Source organism: Marinobacter sp. R17, from assembly GCF_003789045.1.
GTDB lineage: Bacteria > Pseudomonadota > Gammaproteobacteria > Pseudomonadales > Oleiphilaceae > Marinobacter_A > Marinobacter_A mangrovi.
On record NZ_RHGZ01000023.1, the window covers coordinates 18,069 to 38,676 of the forward strand.

The 20,608-nt window shown below is 62.1% G+C and carries 20 protein-coding genes and 2 tRNA genes; 13 read left to right on the forward strand and 9 right to left on the reverse strand.

Features of this window, described 5'->3' with window-relative positions; genetic code table 11:
• The first annotated feature begins 55 nt into the window (after nucleotides 1–55).
• A complete protein-coding gene (locus EB809_RS15475) occupies nucleotides 56–544 on the forward strand; it encodes an HPP family protein (RefSeq protein WP_123635738.1) in 489 nt (162 codons plus the stop codon).
• A 101-nt stretch (nucleotides 545–645) separates the two neighbouring features.
• Complete coding sequence (locus EB809_RS15480; RefSeq protein WP_123635739.1) at nucleotides 646–2,001, forward strand: PhoH family protein; 1,356 nt, start codon at nucleotides 646–648, stop codon at nucleotides 1,999–2,001.
• 333 nt (nucleotides 2,002–2,334) lie between these two features.
• On the opposite strand, the gene EB809_RS15485 is transcribed toward EB809_RS15480, so the two are convergent.
• The 5 genes from EB809_RS15485 to EB809_RS15505 are packed head-to-tail and all read right to left on the reverse strand — an operon-like array spanning nucleotide 2,335 to nucleotide 6,453.
• The gene (locus EB809_RS15485; RefSeq protein ID WP_123635740.1) at nucleotides 2,335–3,399 is read right to left on the reverse strand and encodes a succinylglutamate desuccinylase/aspartoacylase family protein; all 1,065 of its coding nucleotides are present in this window, start codon (nucleotides 3,397–3,399) and stop codon (nucleotides 2,335–2,337) included.
• A gap of 2 nt (nucleotides 3,400–3,401) precedes the next feature.
• On the reverse strand, nucleotides 3,402–4,307 hold the full coding sequence (gene rimK / locus EB809_RS15490) for a 30S ribosomal protein S6--L-glutamate ligase (protein ID WP_123635741.1): 906 nt from the start codon (nucleotides 4,305–4,307) through the stop codon (nucleotides 3,402–3,404).
• Nucleotides 4,304–4,780 carry an ATP-dependent zinc protease gene (locus tag EB809_RS15495; protein ID WP_123635742.1) on the reverse strand — a complete coding sequence of 159 codons (477 nt, stop codon included), beginning with the start codon at nucleotides 4,778–4,780 and terminating at the stop codon, nucleotides 4,304–4,306. Before EB809_RS15495 ends, rimK begins: the two co-directional genes overlap by 4 nt.
• Nucleotides 4,755–5,642, reverse strand: coding sequence for a mechanosensitive ion channel family protein (locus EB809_RS15500; protein WP_407944063.1), 888 nt, complete (start codon nucleotides 5,640–5,642; stop codon nucleotides 4,755–4,757). The genes EB809_RS15495 and EB809_RS15500 overlap by 26 nt, the downstream gene beginning before the upstream one ends.
• Before the next feature lie 7 nt (nucleotides 5,643–5,649).
• The gene (locus EB809_RS15505) at nucleotides 5,650–6,453 is read right to left on the reverse strand and encodes a hypothetical protein (RefSeq protein WP_123635743.1); all 804 of its coding nucleotides are present in this window, start codon (nucleotides 6,451–6,453) and stop codon (nucleotides 5,650–5,652) included.
• Between the two features lie 208 nt (nucleotides 6,454–6,661).
• Between EB809_RS15505 and phrB the strand changes: the two genes are divergently transcribed.
• Nucleotides 6,662–8,065, forward strand: a complete 1,404-nt coding sequence (gene phrB, locus EB809_RS15510) for a deoxyribodipyrimidine photo-lyase (RefSeq protein ID WP_123635744.1) — start codon at nucleotides 6,662–6,664, stop codon at nucleotides 8,063–8,065.
• Here the strand turns inward: phrB and EB809_RS15515 are convergent.
• Genes EB809_RS15515 through hemA form a run of 4 tightly spaced genes read right to left on the reverse strand, consistent with a single transcriptional unit; the run spans nucleotide 8,059 to nucleotide 12,129 of the window.
• Nucleotides 8,059–8,811 (reverse strand): HesA/MoeB/ThiF family protein, encoded by a 753-nt coding sequence (locus EB809_RS15515; protein WP_123635745.1) that lies wholly within the window; start codon nucleotides 8,809–8,811, stop codon nucleotides 8,059–8,061. The two genes, phrB and EB809_RS15515, sit on opposite strands and share 7 nt — an antisense overlap.
• Nucleotides 8,798–9,661 carry a peptide chain release factor N(5)-glutamine methyltransferase gene (gene prmC / locus EB809_RS15520; RefSeq protein WP_123635746.1) on the reverse strand — a complete coding sequence of 288 codons (864 nt, stop codon included), beginning with the start codon at nucleotides 9,659–9,661 and terminating at the stop codon, nucleotides 8,798–8,800. Before prmC ends, EB809_RS15515 begins: the two co-directional genes overlap by 14 nt.
• Entirely contained in the window at nucleotides 9,654–10,739 is a 1,086-nt protein-coding gene (prfA, locus tag EB809_RS15525) for a peptide chain release factor 1 (protein ID WP_123635747.1), read from the reverse strand. Before prfA ends, prmC begins: the two co-directional genes overlap by 8 nt.
• A gap of 46 nt (nucleotides 10,740–10,785) precedes the next feature.
• Nucleotides 10,786–12,129 carry a glutamyl-tRNA reductase gene (gene hemA, locus EB809_RS15530; RefSeq protein ID WP_123635748.1) on the reverse strand — a complete coding sequence of 448 codons (1,344 nt, stop codon included), beginning with the start codon at nucleotides 12,127–12,129 and terminating at the stop codon, nucleotides 10,786–10,788.
• A 495-nt stretch (nucleotides 12,130–12,624) separates the two neighbouring features.
• Between hemA and EB809_RS15535 the strand changes: the two genes are divergently transcribed.
• The 10 genes from EB809_RS15535 to EB809_RS15580 all read left to right on the forward strand — a co-directional run bounded on the left by EB809_RS15535 (nucleotide 12,625) and on the right by EB809_RS15580 (nucleotide 20,588).
• Nucleotides 12,625–14,376, forward strand: coding sequence for a tetratricopeptide repeat protein (locus tag EB809_RS15535; protein ID WP_123635749.1), 1,752 nt, complete (start codon nucleotides 12,625–12,627; stop codon nucleotides 14,374–14,376).
• A gap of 11 nt (nucleotides 14,377–14,387) precedes the next feature.
• Nucleotides 14,388–15,026: a lipoprotein insertase outer membrane protein LolB gene (gene lolB / locus EB809_RS15540; protein ID WP_123635750.1), complete on the forward strand. Its 639-nt coding sequence runs from the start codon at nucleotides 14,388–14,390 to the stop codon at nucleotides 15,024–15,026.
• Nucleotides 15,023–15,877, forward strand: coding sequence for a 4-(cytidine 5'-diphospho)-2-C-methyl-D-erythritol kinase (gene ispE, locus EB809_RS15545; RefSeq protein WP_123635751.1), 855 nt, complete (start codon nucleotides 15,023–15,025; stop codon nucleotides 15,875–15,877). The genes lolB and ispE overlap by 4 nt, the downstream gene beginning before the upstream one ends.
• A gap of 19 nt (nucleotides 15,878–15,896) precedes the next feature.
• Nucleotides 15,897–15,971: transfer RNA gene (locus EB809_RS15550), tRNA-Gln, on the forward strand.
• Between the two features lie 52 nt (nucleotides 15,972–16,023).
• A complete protein-coding gene (locus EB809_RS15555; RefSeq protein WP_123635752.1) occupies nucleotides 16,024–16,968 on the forward strand; it encodes a ribose-phosphate diphosphokinase in 945 nt (314 codons plus the stop codon).
• Between the two features lie 158 nt (nucleotides 16,969–17,126).
• Nucleotides 17,127–17,774 (forward strand): 50S ribosomal protein L25/general stress protein Ctc, encoded by a 648-nt coding sequence (locus EB809_RS15560; protein ID WP_123635753.1) that lies wholly within the window; start codon nucleotides 17,127–17,129, stop codon nucleotides 17,772–17,774.
• A gap of 21 nt (nucleotides 17,775–17,795) precedes the next feature.
• Nucleotides 17,796–18,386, forward strand: a complete 591-nt coding sequence (gene pth, locus EB809_RS15565; protein WP_123635754.1) for an aminoacyl-tRNA hydrolase — start codon at nucleotides 17,796–17,798, stop codon at nucleotides 18,384–18,386.
• Between the two features lie 132 nt (nucleotides 18,387–18,518).
• Nucleotides 18,519–19,610 (forward strand): redox-regulated ATPase YchF, encoded by a 1,092-nt coding sequence (ychF, locus tag EB809_RS15570; protein ID WP_123635755.1) that lies wholly within the window; start codon nucleotides 18,519–18,521, stop codon nucleotides 19,608–19,610.
• Between the two features lie 18 nt (nucleotides 19,611–19,628).
• Nucleotides 19,629–20,366, forward strand: coding sequence for a 4'-phosphopantetheinyl transferase (locus tag EB809_RS15575; protein WP_223807996.1), 738 nt, complete (start codon nucleotides 19,629–19,631; stop codon nucleotides 20,364–20,366).
• A 145-nt stretch (nucleotides 20,367–20,511) separates the two neighbouring features.
• Nucleotides 20,512–20,588 (forward strand) — tRNA-Met (locus tag EB809_RS15580).
• Nucleotides 20,589–20,608: the final 20 nt, after the last annotated feature.

Genomic DNA, 20,608 nt, shown 5'->3' on the forward strand with positions numbered 1-20,608 from the left:
GACGGGACGCCAACACCGGTTTAAAGGCCCCACGCGTCAGAGCAGGATAGCGATAATGACGGTTCTCGCACGCGAGATCATGACACCCAGTGTAAAAGCAGTCCCCCAGTCCTGGACGATGGACCAGTTCACCCGGTTCCTTACCGACCACGAAATCACCGGCAGCCCCGTCACCGATGATGAGGGCCGTATCATCGGCATTGCCACCCTCAAGGACGTGGCCGAATTCCGCTGGTCGTCTTCCCGCCCCTCCGATGCCGAACAACAGTTGACGCCGGAAGAGCAGAAGGAAGCCCGCCGCCTGCGCATGTTCATCTTCGAGGAAATGGGCAAACTGCCGGTGGAAGTCCGGGACATCATGACCCCGATTGTCGTCTCGGTCGCCGAGGACACCCCCGTGCGGGAAATTGCCGACCTGATGATGGAAGAACACCTGCACCGCATCTTTGTTACTCACGAAGGAGAAGTCACCGGCATCATAACCACCTACGACATGCTGAAACTGATCTCCGACAACTCGCTGACACAGCGCTGCCTGCTATGACAGAAACGGCAACGCGTGCCCACGCGTCTGCGGAGAACGATCAAAACGTCCATTGCGAGGTATCGAGCCCTATGCCCTCAGCACCGCAAGAGCGGAAAAAGATGTACGTCCTCGACACCAACGTCCTGATCCACGACCCCAACGCCCTGCTCAATTTCGAAGAACACGATGTGATCATTCCCATGACCGTTCTGGAGGAGCTGGACAGTCTGAAGTCCGGTAAACAGGCGGTTGCGGCGGATTGCCGCCAGGCCATCCGCAATATCGATAAACTCCTGGGCGACGCCACCCCGAAGGATATCGAACGCGGCGTGCCCATTGTCCGGGCCCGCAAGGCGGACCCGCTGGGTACGCTGTCGATCCTGATGAGCACCGAACACTCGAGCAATCACGCCCTGCCCGAGCACCTCAACGACAACAAGATCATCAACACCTTAGCGGCACTGCAGGCCCGCAATACCGACCGGGACATCATCCTGGTCAGCAAGGACATCAACATGCGCCTGAAGGCGCGCGGTTTCGGCGTGGAGGCACAGGACTACCACAACGATCAGCTGCTGGACGATATCGACCTGCTCCCGAAGGGCTACCGGGAATTCAGCGGGTCGTTCTGGGACACCATCAACAAGGTGGAAACCGTACAGCGCGAAGGGGTCACCGAGCACATCCTGCGGCGCGAAGAGGAACTGGCCAAACTCAACATCAACGAGTTCGTGCTCGACGAGCAGGGCTTCGTCGGCAAGGTCGTGGATATCGAAGAGGATCGTCTGGTCCTGCAGGACCTGCACCAGCAGGATCTGCTGAACCGGGAGGTCTGGGGCCTGGTGCCGCGGGACATCTACCAGGCGGTGGCCCTGAACCTGCTGATGGACCCGGATGTCCACCTGGTCAACCTGACCGGTTCTGCCGGCTCCGGTAAAACCATCCTGGCCCTGGCGGCTTGTATCGAGCTGACCGTCGCCAGCAAGACCTACAAGCGCATCATCGCCACGCGAAGCACCCAGGGGCTGGACGAGGACATCGGCTTCCTGCCGGGCACCGAAGCGGAGAAGATGGAGCCCTGGCTGGGCGCGATCGTCGATAACCTGGAGGCGCTGCACGAGGACGACGAGAACATGACCGCCAGCGTGGACTACATCCTGTCCAAGGTGCCGCTGCACTTCAAATCGCTGAACTACATTCGCGGGCGCAGCTTCCAGCACAGCCTGATCATCATCGATGAGTCCCAGAACCTGACACCGCACCAGATCAAGACCATCATCACCCGGGCCGGCAACGGCTCCAAGGTGATCTGCCTGGGCAACCTGGCGCAGATCGATACGCCTTACCTGAGCGGCCTGAGCTCCGGCCTGACCTACATGACCGAACGCTTCAAGGGCTTCCGCCACGGTGGGCACATCCACCTGCAAGGGGTGCCGCGGTCGGCGCTGGCGGAGTTTGCGGAGGCAAACCTTTAGGGGGATAGACGGCGAACCGAATTCTTCGGTACGCCGTCCCCTCTCTCCAGACCTCCGCTCCTAGCCCCTGCCCATTGTCAGAGACAATGGGCGTTTCGGCGGACGAAGCGATGCTTCGTTGTCTCCGCCTCCACCCCGCCAGCAAAGGGAGGCCTATTCACCGACGGCTCGCGTTGCACATTATGTTTGGGGATAGCCGCTCCCCCTCTCTCCAAACCTCTCTCCCGCCAGGGGAGAGAGGCCTATACGGCCGACAGCTCGAGTTAGCTCCCCTCTCCCCTCGCGGGAGAGGGGCTGGGGGAGAGGGGAATCCCGACCTGGCACACTTTCGGGCTACTTCTCCCGATCGTCCCAAGGATGCACCGGCAACACCGCCTCGGTCACCTCCGAATCGAACTTGGAGCGGAAATAGTCCATCGCCTTCTCCGCTTCCGCCAGTTCCTCAAAGCGGGCGATGTGATAGATCGCCTCACCTTCGTTCACCAGCGGCAGGTTGTTCATGCCGATGACGATGCCGGACACCGATGCCAGCAGTGCGGTTTCCGTCTCGCCGAAGGGATCGGCAATCACCGCCAGCTTCTGCCCTTTGCGCACCCGCTGCCCCAGGCGCACGATCGGCCGCATGATCCCGTCGATGTCGGCCCGCACCCAGGTGGAACTTTCCGCCAGCTCGGACCGTTTCCGGACCTTGATGCGTGAAGCCTTCTGGGGAAGCATCTCCAGCGCCCGCATCACCCGGATAATGCCCCGCACGCCGCTGGAGATGATCACATCGTCGAAACGAAGCGCCTCGCCGCCTTCGAACGTGATAACCGGAATATCCAGTGAATCCGCATACTCACGCAAGGTGCCTTCGCGAAGGCTGGCATTCAGGATCACCGGTGCCCCAAAAGCCTCCGCAATACGGATCGTTTCCGGGTTCTTCAATTCCGCGCGAACCTGCGGCAGGTTGAAGCGGTGGATCGCGCCCGTGTGCAAATCGATGATGTGGGTGACGCTCTCCATAATCTGGGTGCGGAACAGGTAGGCGATCCGACCGCCCAGGGAGCCAGTCTCCGACCCCGGAAAACACCGGTTCAGATCACGCCGGTCCGGCAGGTAGCGGGTGCGCTGCACAAAGCCGAACACGTTGACGATGGGCACCGCGATCAGCGTGCCGCGCAGGTGGCGTAACGCCCCGTAACGCAGGACCCGGCGGATGATTTCCACACCGTTGATCTCGTCGCCGTGGATGGCCGCGCAGACCAGCATCACCGGGCCATCGCGCCGGCCGTGAACCACTTCCACCGGAATATGCAGCGGCGTATGGGTGTAGAGCTTGGCCACCGGCACTTCGACGGTCTGTCGTGACCCGGCGGGGATTTCGTGTCCCGCAATCTTGAATGGGGCGCGCGCCATCGTCAGCCTCTCCCTTTGGTCCGTGTCTTCCACGGCTTCTGGTTCTTTTCCGTCCAGTCGACGATCATGCCCGCCACGTTCTTGCCAGTGGCGGTCTCAATACCTTCCAGGCCCGGTGACGAATTCACTTCCATCACCAGTGGCCCACGGCTGGAGCGCAGCAGATCCACCCCGGCCACGTTCAGGCCCATGGCCTTGGCGGCGGCAATTGCCGTACGGCGTTCTTCGGGAGAGATACGGACCAGGGAGGCCGTGCCGCCGCGATGCAGGTTGGAGCGGAATTCGCCCTCGCCCGCCTGGCGCTTCATGGCCGCAATCACCTTGTCCCCAATCACGAAACAACGGATGTCGGCCCCGCCGGCTTCCTTGATGAACTCCTGCACCAGGATGTCCGCCTTCAGGCCCATAAAGGCCTCAATCACACTTTCCGCCGCCTTGCGGGTTTCCGCCAGCACCACGCCGATGCCCTGGGTGCCCTGCAGCAGCTTGATGACCACCGGCGAGCCGCCCACCATGCGGATCAGCTCGGGCACGTCATCCGGCTTGTTGGCGAATCCGGTCACCGGCATGCCCACGCCCTTGCGGGCCAGCAACTGCAGCGAACGCAGCTTGTCCCGGGAGCGGCTGATGGCCACGGATTCGTTGACCGGGAACACCCCCATCATCTCGAACTGGCGCAGCACGGCGGTGCCGTAAAACGTCACTGACGCGCCGATACGCGGGATCACCACATCGAAATCGTCCAGGATTTCCTTTCGATAATGGATCTCCGGATTGGCGGAGGTGATGTTCATGTAGCAATGCAGGCAGTCGATTACCCGCACATCGTGCCCGCGGTTAATCCCCTCTTCGACCAGTCGGCGGGTGGAGTACAGGGATTTGTTGCGAGAAAGCACGGCAATCTTCATTTAGAGCTCCCAGGGGCCGGATCACCGGCCAGATAAGAGTGTTCGGGAACGACCAGCGCACGGCCGGACATGGCGGTGCGCCCCAACAGCATGCGGAAGCGCATGGTATCGCGGTTGGTCAGGGTCATTTCAATGGGCCAGTGGGCTTCGCCCACCACCACGTTCGTGCTGATCACCAGACGTTGCTCGCGGTGGCCGCCGGAATCCGAGACCATCCGTTCGTCCAGCACCAGGGCATCGCATTCCACCACCGAGTGCAGGTTGTTCTGTTCCGGGTGGACCCAGAATCGGACACGGCGCTCTCCCTTCTCCGTGTAGGGTTCCATTCGAAACGTGTGCAAACAGGAGGTGCGTGCTCCGGTGTCGATCTTTGCCTTGATGCGATCGATACCCAGATCGGGCAGGCCCAACCATTCGCGCCAGCCGAGTGGCGTCAGCGCCAGGGGATCAACGTTCTTCTTGCTTGTCGTCATCGGTTCCTTCCTGTCGGTTCTTCTCCGGAATCAACTGCACCTGGAAAGGCGCTGAGGCGCTGCCCGCGTGAACGCTCGTCTGCGGGAAAGGAATCTCAATGCCTTCCCGGTCAAACAGGGCCTTGATGGCCTCCATCATGGAACTGCGGCCTTCAAGCACCTTGTCGGCCGGGACCCAATACGAAAACTGCAGGTCTACCGAGGATGGGCCGAAACCGGTGGTCAGGACAAACGGCTTCGGTTCCTCCAGGCAAGCCGGATTGTCGCCAGCCAGCCCCAGCAGCAAGGTCTGAACGCGCTTCAAATCCTCCCGATAGGCCACGCCAACGTTCAGGTCGAGGCGGCGAATCGGGAAGCGCGAGCGGTTAATGACCCGCGTCTTGATCAGCGTTTCGTTGGGAATCCTGACGTACAGGTTGTCCGCCGTTCGCAATTTAACGCTGAGCATGTCGATCCCGATCACCTCGCCGATGGTCCCATCCACTTCGATGAAGTTACCAATCTCGAACGGCTTCTCCACCAGCAGGAACAGTCCGCTGATCATATTCGAGGCGGAAGTCTGGGAGGCGAAGCCGATGGCAACGGTAAGAATGCCGGCCGCCCCCAGCAGGACGTCCGGCGCGAAACCGGCTTCCCGCAGTGCCGCAATGATAAAGATGACAAAGACAGCATAGAACACCAGCCGTCCGAACATCGCCGTCACATGCCTCGAGGAGCGGCTGCTCAACAAACCGCCCATTCCTCTCGATGCCAGGCTCGCCAACACAAACCCCAGCGCCAGCAGGATGGCCACCCGGATCCAGGCAAACCAGTCGATACCGCCCAACTCCGTGGTCAGCGCTTGTCCAATTCCGTCCAACAATCGTCTCCTATCCGAAAATCCGGTCCAGCGCCTTGGTCAGCACGCCCCGGTCATAGCGCATGCGACCGGCCGCGAGCATCTCGCAGGCGCCGGCTTCCGACGGCAAACGCCGGGAAATCCGCATGGCCGCATGCTCCATATCGGTGTCGCAGGTTACGGTCACCCGGGGCGTCCAGAGCTGGCCGCGATCGTTCATGTGCAGCGACAGATAGGGTGTCGGCAGACTGAAGCGCTCCAGCAGCAGGGGCTCCGGCCGCCGGTTGCAGATCCGCACCGGGCTGATGGCGCGCCACGGCCGCTTGGGCACCGCATCCAGCACCAGCCGGGCGTAGGTGGGCGCTGTGTAGCACAGTTCGCCGTCCATCGTGGATCGGCCGACCCAGGTCAGCGACGGCTCCGCCAGCGGCAGCTCGATCAACTGGGTTCGTGTATTGCCCACCAGGATGCGCAACCACACCAGGGTCGCCACGTAGATGGTGCATTCACGGCCGGCCGGCAGGGTCAGCGGCTGATAGGGGCGGATCATGGTCGGCCGGTCCGCCAGCGCCGGCATGAACAGCACGTCGCCCCCCTCATCCGGGCGGATAAAGCGGTGCTGCTTGACTTCGCTGCCGGGCAGGACGTGGCTGACCAGCTGGCGCCAATCGGTCCGGTCCGTTTCACCGGCATCCCGCTCCCAGCGGACCTGCCATTCATTGTCGAGCAGCGTCACCCAGAGCCGGGTTTCACTGAGTTCGTGTTTCTGGGTCTGGCCGGACTGCAGCGCAAAAGCGTGATTCCAGCGGCCGGGGGCATCCTGTGCCTGCTCCATGGTCTGTCGTGTGTCTCGCTTGAAATGGGGATGGGCGGTTCCTGGCGCACTATTTAGACCGGAACGCGGACTCGCTCAAGTAAGCATTAATCCCCATGGGGAGTTGCCCATAAAATCCAATAATTTCATTTAACTATAATCCAAACATCCGGGGGCCGCGAATACATGGGTAGCATTGGCTCACGGCAACACAGTGAAAGGACATGACATGACGCAGCTCGCCTGGTTCCGCAACGATCTCCGGGTCGCCGACAACCCCGCCCTGGTGGCCGCCTGTGCTGGTGACGGGCCGGTGGAAGCCTGCTTCCTGATGACGCCGGGCCAATGGACCGAGCACGACTGGTCGCCGGCGCGTGTGGCACTCGTACTCGACCATCTGGAAGATCTTGGCAGGCAACTGGCTGGCCTCGGTATTCCGTTGCACGTTCTGGAAGCGGACCGGTTTGACGACAGCCTCGACGCACTGGAAGCCCTCGTACGCGAACGCAACGTGACCACGATCCATATCAACGAGGAGTACGGCGTCAACGAACGGCGCCGGGACAAGGCCGCTCACCAGCGATTGGCCGACCAGGGTATCGCCTTGCACAAATACCGGGATCAGACCGTTGCGCCGGTCGGCAGCGTGCTGACCCAGCAGGGCGATCCCTACTCGGTGTTCACCCCCTTCTCCCGCCGCTGGTGGGACTGGGTGGAGACCACGCAACCGGAATGCCTGGCCATTCCCGCGCCCCAGGGCCCGAAAATCAAGGCACCGCCACGCCCGACCACACCCGAAGCCTTGCGGAATCCACCGCCGTCATTGGTCGCCGTGGGTGAAGACGCCGCACACCGGGCTCTGATCGAATTCCTGGAAGAACGGGCGGGCCGCTACAAGGAGGATCGGGACTTTCCGTCGATCGACGGCACCAGCCTGGTCTCGCCCTACCTGGCCAGCGGCATCCTGTCCGGCCGCCAGTGCCTGCAGGCTGCGCAGGAAGCCATGCGCCACCAGAAGGACGCGACCGGAATCCGGGGCTGGATCAACGAGATCTGCTGGCGCGACTTCTACGTCCACATCCTCTATCACTACCCGCGGGTGAGCATGCACCGGGCCTTCAAGCCGGAAACCGAGGCGCTGGTCTGGAACACCTCCGAGGACCATCTGAAAGCCTGGCAAAATGGCGAGACCGGCATCCCGCTGGTGGACGCCGCGATGCGGCAACTGAAGGAAACCGGCTGGATGCACAATCGTCTGAGGATGGTGACGGCGATGTTCCTGTCCAAGAACCTGTTCCTCGACTGGCGCCAGGGTGAGGCCTGGTTCATGAGCCACCTGGCGGACGGCTTCCTGGCCTCCAACAACGGCGGCTGGCAGTGGAGCGCCTCGACGGGGACCGACGCCGCGCCCTACTTCCGGGTCTTCAATCCGGCGACCCAAAGCGAACGCTTCGATCCGGATGGTGCCTTTATTCGCCGCTTTGTGCCGGAGTTGCGGGATCTGGACAACAAGCGCATCCACAACCCCGCAGCCGGTGGCACGGTGCCCAAGGGGTATATCCGGCCGATTGTGGATTTAAAGGAAACGCGGAAAGAGGCGATCGCCCGGTTCCAGGCGTTAAAGGATCAGTGACGCTCGCGACAGACCGGGCAGTTCGGATCGCGGGCGAGTTTCATTTCACGCCACTCCATGCGCCAGGCATCGAGTAGCAGAAGCCGTCCGGCCAGGGAAACGCCCACACCGGCCAACACCTTGATGGCTTCCATCGCCTGGCAGGCGCCAATCATGCCCACCAGCGGTCCGATCACACCGGCTTCGGAGCAGCGCAAATCCTCATCGCCGGTTTCCGGATACAGGCACTGATAGCAGGGCTGCTTCGTATCCCGGGTGTCAAACACGCTGACCTGCCCTTCCCCGCGAATGGCGGCGCCGGACACCAGCGGTACGCCGGCGTTGACGCAGGCGCGGTTGATGGCAAAGCGGGTGGCGAAGTTGTCGGTGCAATCCACCACCAGGGCCGCGGCAGCGACTTCTGTCTGCAGGGCATCGCCTTCGAGGCGCGATTCGACGGCGTCCACCATGATCTCCGGGTTCATCGACCGTACGGCTTCCGCCAGACGCCCCGCCTTGGGCTGATCCAGGTCGGCCTGACGAAAAGCCACCTGGCGCTGCAGGTTCGCAACGTCGACCCGATCGTCGTCGGCGATCACCAGATGGCCCACGCCGGCCCCGCCCAGGTAGAGCGCTACCGGGCAGCCCAGGCCGCCGGCGCCCACAATCAGCACGCGCGCCTGCTTGAGACGCAGCTGCCCCTGCACATCCAGCTGCGGCAACAGCAACTGGCGGCTGTAGCGCATCAGCTCGTTATCCGTCAGCATCGTTTTCTCCCTTCTCGATTCTTCCCAGGGTATACCGGTCATTGCTGCCATAATCCCGACCGGTCTCGACCTTACTGAACCCCGCCGCCATAAACAGATCGCGCACGGCCGGTCCCTGATCGAACCCGTGCTCGACCAGCAGCCAGCCGCCCGGTCGCAACCAGTCCGGTGCGGTGGCGGCAATTTCGCGGATATCGTCAAGCCCGTCGGCACCCGCCACCAGAGCCGACGCCGGCTCGAAGCGGACATCCCCCTGGTCCAGGTGATGGTCTCTCTCGGCGATGTAAGGCGGGTTGCTGACGATCAGGTCAAAACGGGCCGACGCCAGATCCCGGAACCAGTGGCTGCGACTCACCTGGACCGGCAGGCCCAGCCGCTCCGCATTGCGACGGGCCAATGCGACCGCATCGTCCACCGCATCGGTGGCCTGGACCGACCAGTCCGGCTTCTCACTGGCCAGCGCCAGGGCGATCGCGCCCGTGCCGGAGCCCAGATCCAGGACGCGCGCCTGTTCGGGCAACGGCAGATCCAGGGCGGCTTCCACCAGGCACTCAGTATCGGGGCGGGGAATCAGTGTGCGGTCACTGACCTCCAGCGTGAGTGACCAGAAGCCCTGATGGCCCAGCAGGTGGGCCACGGGATGGCCGGTCATCCGGCGTTCGACGAGGGTATTGAAACGGGCGATATCCGTTGGCGCAACTTCATGTTCTGGCCATGTGCGGAACCAGGTAGGATTGCGATCGAGCACCGCTTCCAGCAGCAACTCGGCATCCAGCCGGGGCGAGTCACCGCCAATACGGGCGGCGGCATCGGCGAGCAGACGGGCGACGGTGTCGGGCGCGTTACTCATCCGCCTGACTGGCCAGCAACTCGGCCTGGCGCTCCTGCTGCAATGGGCCGATCACCGGGGACAGGTCGCCGGCAATGACTTCGTCAAGCTTGTACAGGGTCAGGTTGATGCGGTGATCGGTCACCCGGCCCTGGGGGAAATTGTAGGTACGGATCCGCTCCGACCGATCGCCACTGCCCACCAGGCTCTTGCGCTGGGCCGCTTCGGACTGCTGCTGGCGCTCGGTTTCGGCGTCCTGCAGCCGGGCCGACAGCAGACTCATGGCCTTGGCGCGGTTCTTGTGCTGGGACCGCTCGTCCTGGCACTCCACCACAATGCCCGTCGGCAGGTGGGTAATGCGGATCGCGGAATCCGTCTTGTTAACGTGCTGCCCACCGGCGCCGGACGCGCGGAAGGTATCCACCCGCAGGTCCGCTTTGCTGATTTCAATGGCATCCGCCTCGTCGGCTTCCGGCATCACCGCCACCGTGCAGGCGGACGTGTGGATGCGGCCCTGGGATTCGGTTTCCGGCACCCGCTGTACCCGATGGGCGCCGGACTCGAATTTGAGGGCACCATAGACCTGGTCGCCGGTCACCCGGGTGATGATTTCCTTGTAGCCCCCATGCTCGCCCGGGCTGTCGCTGATGACTTCCACTTTCCAGCCACGGGTTTCGGCAAAGCGGCTGTACATGCGGAACAGGTCACCCGCAAACAAAGCCGCTTCGTCGCCGCCGGTGCCGGCACGGATCTCCAGGAAGGCATTCTTACCGTCGTCCGGATCTTTCGGCATCATCAGACGCTGCAGTTCTTCGTCGAGTGCTTCAACTTTCTGGCGGGCGGACGCCATCTCTTCCTCGGCCATTTCCCGCATCTCGGCATCGCCGTCGCGGAGCAGCTCCCGGGCTTCAGCCACGTCGTCGTTGGCACGCTGGTAGGCCTGATAGCACTGCACGACCGGCTCGATTTCCGCGAATTCCTTGGAAAGGTCCCGGAAGCGATCCTGATTGGCAATGATGGACGGGTCGCTGAGCAACGCGCTCACTTCCTCGAATCGGTCATTGAGCCGATCAAGTTTGGTCTGAATCGAAGATTTCATGCAGTGTCCAGGTCAGCGGACCCGGGCGGGTCCGGAAAAAGCGTGGTCAGATCTTACCATTGAAATGGGGGTGGCGCGCAGGGTCGGACTCATCGGTCGTGTCTGCTGCTGACGGGGGTGCCAGCAGGTCGTCCTGGGCACGGCCCAGTTGGTGCAGTTCACGCAGCCAGTAGGTGACTTCGGTGCGGCCTTCCGCGGTGGCCTTGCGCACCTGGACGGACGGTTCGTGCAGCAACTTGTTGGTGATCCCCCGTGCCAGGCTGCGCAGCAGGGTTTCCGGATCGCCGCCGTTGCGCAACTGCTTGAGAGCGCGTTCGACTTCCAGGTCGCGCAGGTCTTCGGCATGGTTGCGGTACTGCTTGAGGGTCGATACCGCATCCAGCGCCCGCAGCTGATACAGAAAGTCTTCGGTGCCGGACTCGATCAGCCGCTCGGCTTCCCGCGCTGCCCCTTCCCGGGAGCGGAGGTTTTCCTCGATCACCTGGCGCAGGTCGTCGACCGCATAGAGATAGACGTCGTCCATCTGCGCCACTTCCGGCTCGATGTCCCGCGGGACCGCCAGATCCACCATGAAATACGGCCGGTGCTTGCGGATTTTCAGGGCACGCTCAACGGCTCCCTTGCCCAGTACCGGCAACTGGCTGGCGGTGGAGGCAATCACGATGTCCACGCCGGGCAGATGTTCGGGAATCTCTGACAGCAGGATGCCGTGACCGCCGTGTTGCCGAGCCACTTCCTGGGCCCGCTCCAGCGTCCGGTTGGCCACAATCAGCGACGGCACGCCGGCCTCGCGCAGATGGCTGGCCACCAGGTCGATGGTGCGACCGGCGCCGATCAACAGCGCCTTGTTGCGGCGCAGGTCGGAGAAGATGTTGCGCGCCATGCTCACTGCAGCATAAGCCACAGACACCGGGTTCTCGCCGATGGTGGTTTCCGTGCGGACCCGCTTGGCCACGGAGAAACTCTGCTCGAACAGACGGGACAGCAACGAGCCACTGGCCCCGTGGGACCGGGACAGCGCATAGGCTTCCTTCAGTTGTCCCAGAATCTGGGGTTCGCCCAGCACCATGGAATCCAGCCCGGACGCCACCCGCATCATGTGACGTACGGCTTCGGCATTGGAGTATATGTAGAAGGACTCGGCGAGCTCGTCGGTCTCCATATCGTGGAAACCGGCAATCCAGCGCAGCACAGCGTCTGCGCAATCGTCTTCGGCGGCGAGGAAGAGTTCGGTGCGATTACAGGTGGACAGGATCGCGGCTTCGTTGACGCCAGCCACGACTTTCAGGGCGGAGAACGCCTCCCCCATGCGCTCCGGGGTGAACGCCACCCGCTCCCTCAGTTCAAGGGGAGCCGTACGGTGATTGATGCCCAGAGTCAATAATGCCATCGAACAGCGCAAACCTGTATAAAAAGCGGGATGTAGGATGCTTCTTAACACCCCATTCTAGCGACGCCATCCCGATGGCGCTACCCACGGGTTACCGCTATGCCACCTACTTTGGTACCGAATCCACCTTGAAGCGCATGAGAAAACAGTCATTGGGCAAGCGTTTAGCCTTGTGCCATTATAAGCCAGCAATAAGGGAGCCTCTGAGTCACTCCAGAGCACCTCTGGCTCTCAGGGCGTTCCACGTTCTGCGCCGTGTTTTCAGTTCATGGCGACTCACAAGAGCCCGGCCCGACCGGAGAGCCGCGTCGATTTGCCGCACCAGATCGAACTGCTTTCATAGTGTGGAGAACTGTCAGGAGTGATTCAGCGGCGCCGGACTCAGGAACTTTTTCCAACGGTTCCGCGAACTTTTACAGGGACGAACTGACAGACGTGACGACACGCGAATGGATTAATCAGAGGTCCCTCAAGCCAATGGCCATCGGACGTACCATGAAACCTGTTTTTTCTGTTGTAACCGTCCTTCTGGGACTCGGGCTCGCAGGCTGCGCCAACCTCTCCGGAACAGACGATCAGACCGATACCGGAAAATCGACCGAACAGCAGGCCGTCACGCCGCCCCCCGAAGACACGATCAATTACGCCGACTTCGATCAGGACACCCTCTATAGCCTGCTGGCAGCCGAAGTCGCCGCCCAGCGCGGCCGCTATGACGTGACCCTGGTCAACTATGTGGAAGCGGCGAAGTCCTCCCGGGATCTCGGCGTCATCAAACGCGCCATGCGTATCGCCCAGTCACTGAACGCCGACAACGCCCAGCTGCAGCTGGCCAACCTGTGGCTGGAAGTCGAACCGGACAGTCTTGAAGCACACCGGGTCGCTGCTATCCAGTACGTGCGCCAGAAGGACTTTGATCTGGCGCTCTATCACATGGAGCAGATCCTGGCCCAGGGTGAGGACGCGGATTTCGACGATCTCGCGGCGCTCTCGGCTCGCTTGCCCAAGGAAGATCAGGCGCAATTGCTGGCGCTCTACCAGGATCTGGAAAAACGCCATCCGGACAATCGTGAGATCCAGTACGGCATCGCCCTGCTGCTCAAGTCCCAGGGCGAAACCCAGGCCGCTATGGACAAGCTGGAACCGCTGCTGGACGAATCCGAGCAACCGGCCTTCCAGCCGGCCATCATCCTGCGCGGCGACCTGCTCTACCAGATGGGCCAGAAGAAGGAAGCGCTGGACTACCTGCGCCACCAGTCCCGCCGCTACCCGAACAATCGCAAACTGGGCACCCTGTATGGCCGCATGCTGATCGAAGAACAGCAGATGCAGGCCGCCGAAGACCAGTTCGAGGATCTGATGACGCGTTTCCCGGACGTGCCCGAGTTGCGCCTGTCCTACGCCCTGGTCGCCCTGGAAAACGGCAACACCGATGACGCCAAGGAGTCGCTGCAGATCCTGATCGACAAGGAGCAGCACGTCAGCGAGGCCCACTATTACCTGGGCCGCATTGCCGACGAAGCGGGCGACACGGAGGAAGCCATAGCCCAGTACAGCCAGGTTGGTGAAGGCAACCACTTCCTCCCGGCGGTGTCCCGGGCCACGCACCTGCGAGGCAGCAGCGGCGATCTGGACAACGCCCTGCGGGACCTGCGCGCGCTGCGCCAGCAGATGCCGGACCTGGCCGAGAACCTGTGGCTGGTCGAGGTCAACACCCTGCTCGACCTGGACCAGAATGACGACGCCCTCGGCGCCGCCACCGAGGCCCTGCAAACGTTCCCGGACAACGCCCGTATCCGCTACGCCCGGGCCATGCTGTTCGACGAGATGGGCCGCACCGAGGAAGCGGAAGCCGACCTGCGTCAGATCATCGATACCCATCCGGACAACGCCGTGGCGCTGAACGCCCTCGGCTACATCCTCACCGAGAAAACCGACCGCCTGAAGGAGGCGCGCGAGCTGCTGGAGAAAGCCCTCAAGCTGGATCCGGACAATCCCGCCATCCTCGACAGCGTCGGCTGGGTTCACTTCAAGCTCGGCCACATGGCCCAGGCCCTGGACTTCCTGCGTCGCGCCTACGACGCCTTCCCCGATCCGGAAGTGGCCGCACACTACGGTGAAGCCCTCTACGTCAGCGGCGACGAGGATCAGGCCCGCGTGATCTGGCGCCGCGCCCTGGACGAGCACCCGGACGACACCCAGGTCCCCGCCACCATGAAACGGCTGGGTGAGGAGCAGGATCTTTGAGTCGGTACCCGATGACTGTCCTGCGTTACGGCTTTGCCCTGATCCTGACCCTCACATTAGCCGCCTGCGCCAGCGTTCCCAAGGCGCCGCTGCCGGACGGCCTGACCAACCAGCCGCCGGCGGACTGGGCCCAGCGCAGTGCCCAGCTGACGCAACTGACCCGCTGGGAGCTGCAGGGCAAGCTGGCCGTCAAGCAGCCCGACGACAGCGGCTCGGCCATCATCAACCAGTGGCAACAGGTGGACGAGCAGTACCATCTGCTGCTTTCGTCGGCGTTCCTCGGCGTTGGACGCACCGAACTGGAAGGCATGCCCGGCTACCTCAGCCTGACCATGCCGGATGGCAAGAACTACCGATCCAACGACCCACAGCAGCTGATCCAGGCGGCCACCGGCTGGCATTTCCCGCTGGAAAGTCTGACCTGGTGGATCCGCGGCCTGCCCGCCCCGGGCGACGACTTCGAGCTGCTGTTCGACAGGGGCGGCGAGCTGGCCGCCATTCGCCAGCAGGGCTGGGATATCCGTATCGATCGCCGTCAGTCGTTCATTGACGGTTATCCGGCGCTTCCGGCACGCATCACGGCCCTGAAAGGCGAGCGCCGCATACGACTGGTCATCACCCAATGGCAGGCGCTCGGCACCTCGTCATGACGTTTACGCTGCCGGCGCCGGCCAAACTCAACCTGTTCCTGCACATCATCGGCCGCCGCCCGGACGGCTACCATGAACTTCAGACGCTGTTCCAGTTCCTGGAGTACGGCGACGAGCTGACCTTCTCCCCCGCTGCCGGCTCTGAGGTCATCCTGGAACCGGCCATCGAAGGCGTGCCTGAGGACAGTAACCTGATCATGCGGGCCGCGCGCCTGCTGCAAGCCGAAGCAGCACGTGAACTGCCGGGCGTCCACATCCACCTGACCAAACGTCTGCCCATGGGCGGTGGTATCGGAGGCGGCAGTTCCGACGCCGCCACCACCCTGCTCGGCCTCAACCATTTCTGGCAGTTGGCTATCCCGATCGATCGACTGGCCGAACTCGGCCTGCAACTGGGCGCCGATGTGCCGGTGTTCGTACGTGGTCACGCCGCGTTTGCCGAGGGCGTCGGTGAGCGCCTAACCCCCTGTTACCCCCCGGAAGACTGGTTCGTTGTGATCAAACCTGACTGCGAAATAAACACTGGAATGATTTTTTCCGAGGAAGGGTTGACAAGGAATACGCCGCCGATCACAATAGCGCCCGCTTTTGAGGGAGACGCCTCAAGGTACCGAAACGACTGTGAGGATATAGTCTGTAAGCTGTATCCTGAGGTTGAAAAAAGCCGGGACTGGCTTTCAAAATTCGGACCTGCAAGATTAACCGGAACCGGGGCTTGCATATTTGGACGTTTCCCAACAGAATCCAAGGCCCGCGAGGTTTGGGATTCTAAGCCCTCCGGCATCACCGGGTTCGTCACGAGAGGGGTGAATCGCTCACCGCTTCACGCAAAGCTGACAGAGCTAGACTGATGCCGAAAAAGCACGATACTGGGGTGTCGCCAAGTGGTAAGGCAACGGGTTTTGATCCCGTCATGCGCAGGTTCGAATCCTGCCACCCCAGCCACCTTTCTCCCGCTTCTTCTGAACTCAACGCTGAAACTGAGAAGGACTCCGTCGTGTCCAAGTTAATGATTTTCGCCGGCAACGCCCACCCGGAACTCGCCCGTAGTATCGCCCAGAAACTGCACATTCCATTGGGTGAAGCGACCGTCGGTAAATTCAGCGATGGCGAAACCACCGTTGAAATCAATGAGAATGTCCGTGGCCACGATGTCTTCATCATCCAGCCAACCTGCTACCCGACCAACGACAACCTGATGGAACTGATCGTGATGGCCGACGCCCTGCGTCGCGCATCCGCCACACGCATCACCGCCGTCGTGCCCTACTACGGCTACGCCCGTCAGGACCGCCGCGTTCGCTCCACCCGGGTTTCCATCAGCGCCAAGGTCGTCGCGGACATGATTACCAGCATCGGCATCGACCGGGTATTAACCGTCGACCTGCACGCCGATCAGATCCAGGGTTTCTTCGACATCCCGGTGGACAACATCTACGCCACCCCGGTCCTGCTCGACGACATCGAACGCCAGCGTTTTGACAACTTCATCGTCGTGTCTCCGGACGTCGGCGGTGTGGTTCGTGCCCGTGCCGTGGCCAAGCGCCTGAACGATGCCGACCTGGCCATCATCGACAAGCGTCGTCCGAAAGCCAACGTCTCCCAGGTGATGCACATCATCGGTGACGTGCAGGACAAGACCTGCATCCTGGTAGACGACATCGTCGATACCGCCGGCACCCTGTGCAAGGCAGCCAACGCGCTGAAAGAGCATGGCGCCGCCCGGGTTGTGGCCTACATCACCCATCCGGTTCTGTCCGGTCCGGCGATTGAGAACATCAACGCCTCGCAACTGGATGAACTCGTGGTTTGTGACACCATTCCACTGGGTGACAAAGCGCGCAATTGTGATAGAATCCGCCCCCTAGCAATGGCTGAACTGCTCGCCGAATCGATCCGTCGCGTCAGCAACGAAGAATCGATCAGCGCAATGTTCGAATAAGCCCGCGATTTTATTGAGTTAATGAACAGGGAGCCCTCATTCGGGCTCCTTGTTTGTTTGAGCCCCGGAAAATGGTTACGGCTGACTTCCGGGATATTGGAACCACCCTGCAATCACTTGGTCGCGAGTCTGCACGGGTGTTTATTGAGGTAATGATCATGGCCCAAGAATTTGTTCTCGAAGCATTCCTTCGTGACGACCAGGGGAAAGGTGCGAGCCGCCGCCTGCGTCGCGAAGAGCGTAAAATCCCTGCTGTCATCTACGGCGGCGGTAAAGATGCGCAAGCCATCTCCATGTGGCACAACGACCTGAAAAAGGCCCTGGAAAACGAAGCCTTCTTCTCTCACATCCTGACTCTGGATGTTGCGGGCAAGAAAGAAAGCGTGATCCTGAAGGACCTGCAGCGTCACCCGTACAAGCCGACACTGTTCCACGCTGACTTCCTGCGCGTCGACAAGGACCACGAGATCCACGTCAACGTACCGCTGCACTTCCTCAACGAGGAAAATGCACCAGCCATCAAGCTGCAGGGCGGCGCGGTCAACCACCAGCTGAACGAAGTGGAAGTCATCTGTCTGCCGCAGGATCTGCCTGAGTTCATCGAAGTCGACATGATGGACATCGAAATGGACCAGACCCTGCACCTGAGCGACCTGAAACTGCCGAAAGGCGTCAAGGTTGCGGCTCTGCTGCAAGGCGAAGACTACGACCAGGCGGTCGTCTCCGTTCACCTGCCGAAGGGCACCAAGGCTGACGAAGCCGAAGATGCCGAAGCAGACGGTGAAGAAGGCGAAGACAAGGAGTAATCGCTCCAGGGGCGCAGTCGCATGGCACAGGCAGTACGCATGGTGGTGGGTCTCGGTAATCCCGGAGCGGATTACGAGAACACCCGTCATAACGCCGGCGCCCTCTTCGTGGAAGCTCTGGCCCGCGCCGCGGGCCAGAGTCTTCGTCCCGAAAAGAAGTACCATGGGCTCTATGCCCGCATTCAGTGGCAGGGTCACGACCTGCACCTGCTGAATCCCACCACGTTCATGAACCGCAGCGGCCTGTCCGTCAAAGCCCTTGCGGACTTCTTCAAGATCCAGCCCGAAGAGATCCTCGTCGCCCACGACGAACTCGACCTGCCACCCGGCACGGCCCGCTTCAAGAAAGGCGGCGGCCACGGCGGTCACAACGGTCTGCGGGACATCATCGCCCATCTGGGCACCAGGGAATTCCAGCGCCTGCGCCTTGGTATCGGCCATCCCGGCGACAGCCGCAAAGTCACCGGCTACGTGCTCAGCCGCCTGACCAAAGCCGACACCACGCATCTGGACAACATCAGCGACGACATCATGCGCGTGCTGCCAGACGTTCTCAACGGCGACCTGGCCAAGGCCATGAACGCCCTGCACAGCGTTCGCCCAAGCGCCTGACGCTATCCTGAGCTGATCCGGCCTGCTCCAACCTATCGACTGAAATCCGTTTACGGCCTTTGCATATTCGCACCGGTCGGGCCACATCGGTATAATCCAGCATCAAATTTTCGCATTCAGCAGAGGCTTTTCATGGGTTTTAACTGCGGCATCGTCGGCCTTCCCAACGTCGGCAAATCCACCCTGTTCAACGCGCTGACCAAAGCGGGTATCGGGGCGGAAAACTTCCCCTTCTGCACCATTGAGCCGAACGCCGGCGTCGTTGGCATGCCCGACCCGCGCCTCAACAAGCTCGCGGAAATCGTCAAGCCGCAGAAGGTCATCCCGACCACCATGGAATTCGTCGACATTGCCGGCCTGGTGGCCGGGGCGTCCAAGGGCGAAGGCCTGGGTAACCAGTTCCTGGCCAATATCCGCCAGACCGATGCCATCGCCCAGGTGGTGCGCTGCTTCGAGGACGACAACGTCATCCACGTGTCCAACAAGGTCGACCCGGCCGCCGACATCGAAGTGATCAACACCGAACTGGCCCTGGCCGATCTGGAAACCGTCGAGAAAGGCATCAAGCGGGTCGAGCGCGTTGCCAAGAGCGGCGACAAGACCGCCAAGGCCCAGCTGGAGGTCTTCCAGACCCTGCTGCCGGTGCTGAACGAAGGCAAACCGGTGCGCAGCATGGAACTGGATGAGGACAGGATGGCCCTGATCCGCGAGCTGTGCCTGCTGACGGTCAAGCCGACCATGTACATCGCCAACGTCAACGAAGACGGCTTCGAGAACAACCCGCACCTGGACAAGGTGCGTGCCATTGCCGCCGAAGAAAACGCCGTAGTCGTGCCCATCTGCAACAAACTGGAGGCGGAAATCGCCGAACTGGAAGACGACGAGAAGTCCATCTTCCTGGAAGAGATGGGCATGGAAGAGCCGGGCCTGGACCGCGTCATCCGTGCCGGCTACAAGCTACTGGGCCTGCAGACCTACTTTACCGCTGGTGTGAAGGAAGTCCGCGCCTGGACCGTCCGCATCGGCGCCTCGGCCCCACAGGCCGCCGGCGTGATCCACACCGACTTCGAGAAAGGCTTTATCCGCGCCGAAGTGGTGAGCTATGACGACTTCGTCGAGAACAACGGCGAACAGGGCGCCAAGGAAGCCGGCAAATGGCGCCTGGAGGGCAAGGACTACATCGTCCAGGACGGTGATGTCATTCACTTCCGCTTCAACGTATGAGCCTGCGCGGGGATGTCCATGAAGACCTCCCTACCCCTCTGCTGCAGCAATCTGGATGACGGCTGGCCCTGGCGCCAGCCGTTGCCCGGCTTGCAACTGATCTCCCTCGATTTCGATCCAGACCAGCTCCGCCCCGGCGATTTCCGCGACTGCGAGATCCTGCCCCCAGCCGCCGTCCAACGTGCCCGGGGTAAGCGCCAGACCGAATACCTGGCCGGTCGCCTCTGCGCCCGTGAAGCCCTGCAACGCCTGACCGGAGAGGGAATCGTCCCGGAAACCGGCCATGACCGCGCTCCGCGCTGGCCGGCTGACTGCGTCGGCTCCATCACCCACAGCCAGGGTAAGGCTGCCGCGATTGTCGGCGCCCGCCAGCACTACGCCGGCGTGGGCCTGGACCTGGAAATCACCATGACCGATGCCCGGGCCCGCAAGCTCGCAGGGCAGATCCTGACCGCCGACGAGCACACCCGCGCTGCCGACGCCATGGCTGCGGCCCCCGGTCTCTGCCTGACCCGCATCTTTTCGCTCAAGGAGAGCCTGTTCAAGGCGCTCTACCCCATCACCGGCCAGCGATTCTATTTCGAACACGCCGAAGTGCTGGAGACCCCCTCAGAGGGCCACAGCCGCCTGCGCTTGCTAAAATCTTTGTCGGACGACTGGCCCGCAGGGGCCGTGATTGACGCCCAATATACCGAGCACGACGACCACATCCTGAGTCTGATCGCCATCCCCGCCGGACCCGCTCCGACGCCCTGACAGCCCCTTTCCGCGCATTTTTTCAACCAATCCGGGCGCACGCAATCGACGGCATCCACGGATCCCCCAAAAGGGGTTGACAGCTTCGCCCAAAATCCCGAGAATACGCGCCTCGTTTGGAGCGCTTCTGGCCTCAAAACGAGATGGCAAGGTAGCTCAGCTGGTTAGAGCACGGCACTCATAATGCCGGGGTCGGCGGTTCGACTCCGCCCCTTGCTACCAGTATTCAAAAAAGGCCCCTC

Coding starts and splice junctions, on each gene's coding strand:
- hemA (WP_123635748.1), bottom strand. CDS start 12,129: ATGGCATTATTGACTCTGGGCATCAATCACCGTACGGCTCCCCTTGAA.
- prmC (WP_123635746.1), bottom strand. CDS start 9,661: ATGAGTAACGCGCCCGACACCGTCGCCCGTCTGCTCGCCGATGCCGCC.
- phrB (WP_123635744.1), top strand. CDS start 6,662: ATGACGCAGCTCGCCTGGTTCCGCAACGATCTCCGGGTCGCCGACAAC.
- EB809_RS15515 (WP_123635745.1), bottom strand. CDS start 8,811: ATGCTGACGGATAACGAGCTGATGCGCTACAGCCGCCAGTTGCTGTTG.
- prfA (WP_123635747.1), bottom strand. CDS start 10,739: ATGAAATCTTCGATTCAGACCAAACTTGATCGGCTCAATGACCGATTC.
- EB809_RS15475 (WP_123635738.1), top strand. CDS start 56: ATGACGGTTCTCGCACGCGAGATCATGACACCCAGTGTAAAAGCAGTC.
- pth (WP_123635754.1), top strand. CDS start 17,796: ATGGCACAGGCAGTACGCATGGTGGTGGGTCTCGGTAATCCCGGAGCG.
- EB809_RS15485 (WP_123635740.1), bottom strand. CDS start 3,399: ATGGCGCGCGCCCCATTCAAGATTGCGGGACACGAAATCCCCGCCGGG.
- EB809_RS15495 (WP_123635742.1), bottom strand. CDS start 4,780: ATGACGACAAGCAAGAAGAACGTTGATCCCCTGGCGCTGACGCCACTC.
- EB809_RS15535 (WP_123635749.1), top strand. CDS start 12,625: ATGAAACCTGTTTTTTCTGTTGTAACCGTCCTTCTGGGACTCGGGCTC.
- lolB (WP_123635750.1), top strand. CDS start 14,388: ATGACTGTCCTGCGTTACGGCTTTGCCCTGATCCTGACCCTCACATTA.
- ispE (WP_123635751.1), top strand. CDS start 15,023: ATGACGTTTACGCTGCCGGCGCCGGCCAAACTCAACCTGTTCCTGCAC.
- EB809_RS15560 (WP_123635753.1), top strand. CDS start 17,127: ATGGCCCAAGAATTTGTTCTCGAAGCATTCCTTCGTGACGACCAGGGG.
- EB809_RS15480 (WP_123635739.1), top strand. CDS start 646: ATGTACGTCCTCGACACCAACGTCCTGATCCACGACCCCAACGCCCTG.
- EB809_RS15505 (WP_123635743.1), bottom strand. CDS start 6,453: ATGGAGCAGGCACAGGATGCCCCCGGCCGCTGGAATCACGCTTTTGCG.
- EB809_RS15575 (WP_223807996.1), top strand. CDS start 19,629: ATGAAGACCTCCCTACCCCTCTGCTGCAGCAATCTGGATGACGGCTGG.
- ychF (WP_123635755.1), top strand. CDS start 18,519: ATGGGTTTTAACTGCGGCATCGTCGGCCTTCCCAACGTCGGCAAATCC.
- rimK (WP_123635741.1), bottom strand. CDS start 4,307: ATGAAGATTGCCGTGCTTTCTCGCAACAAATCCCTGTACTCCACCCGC.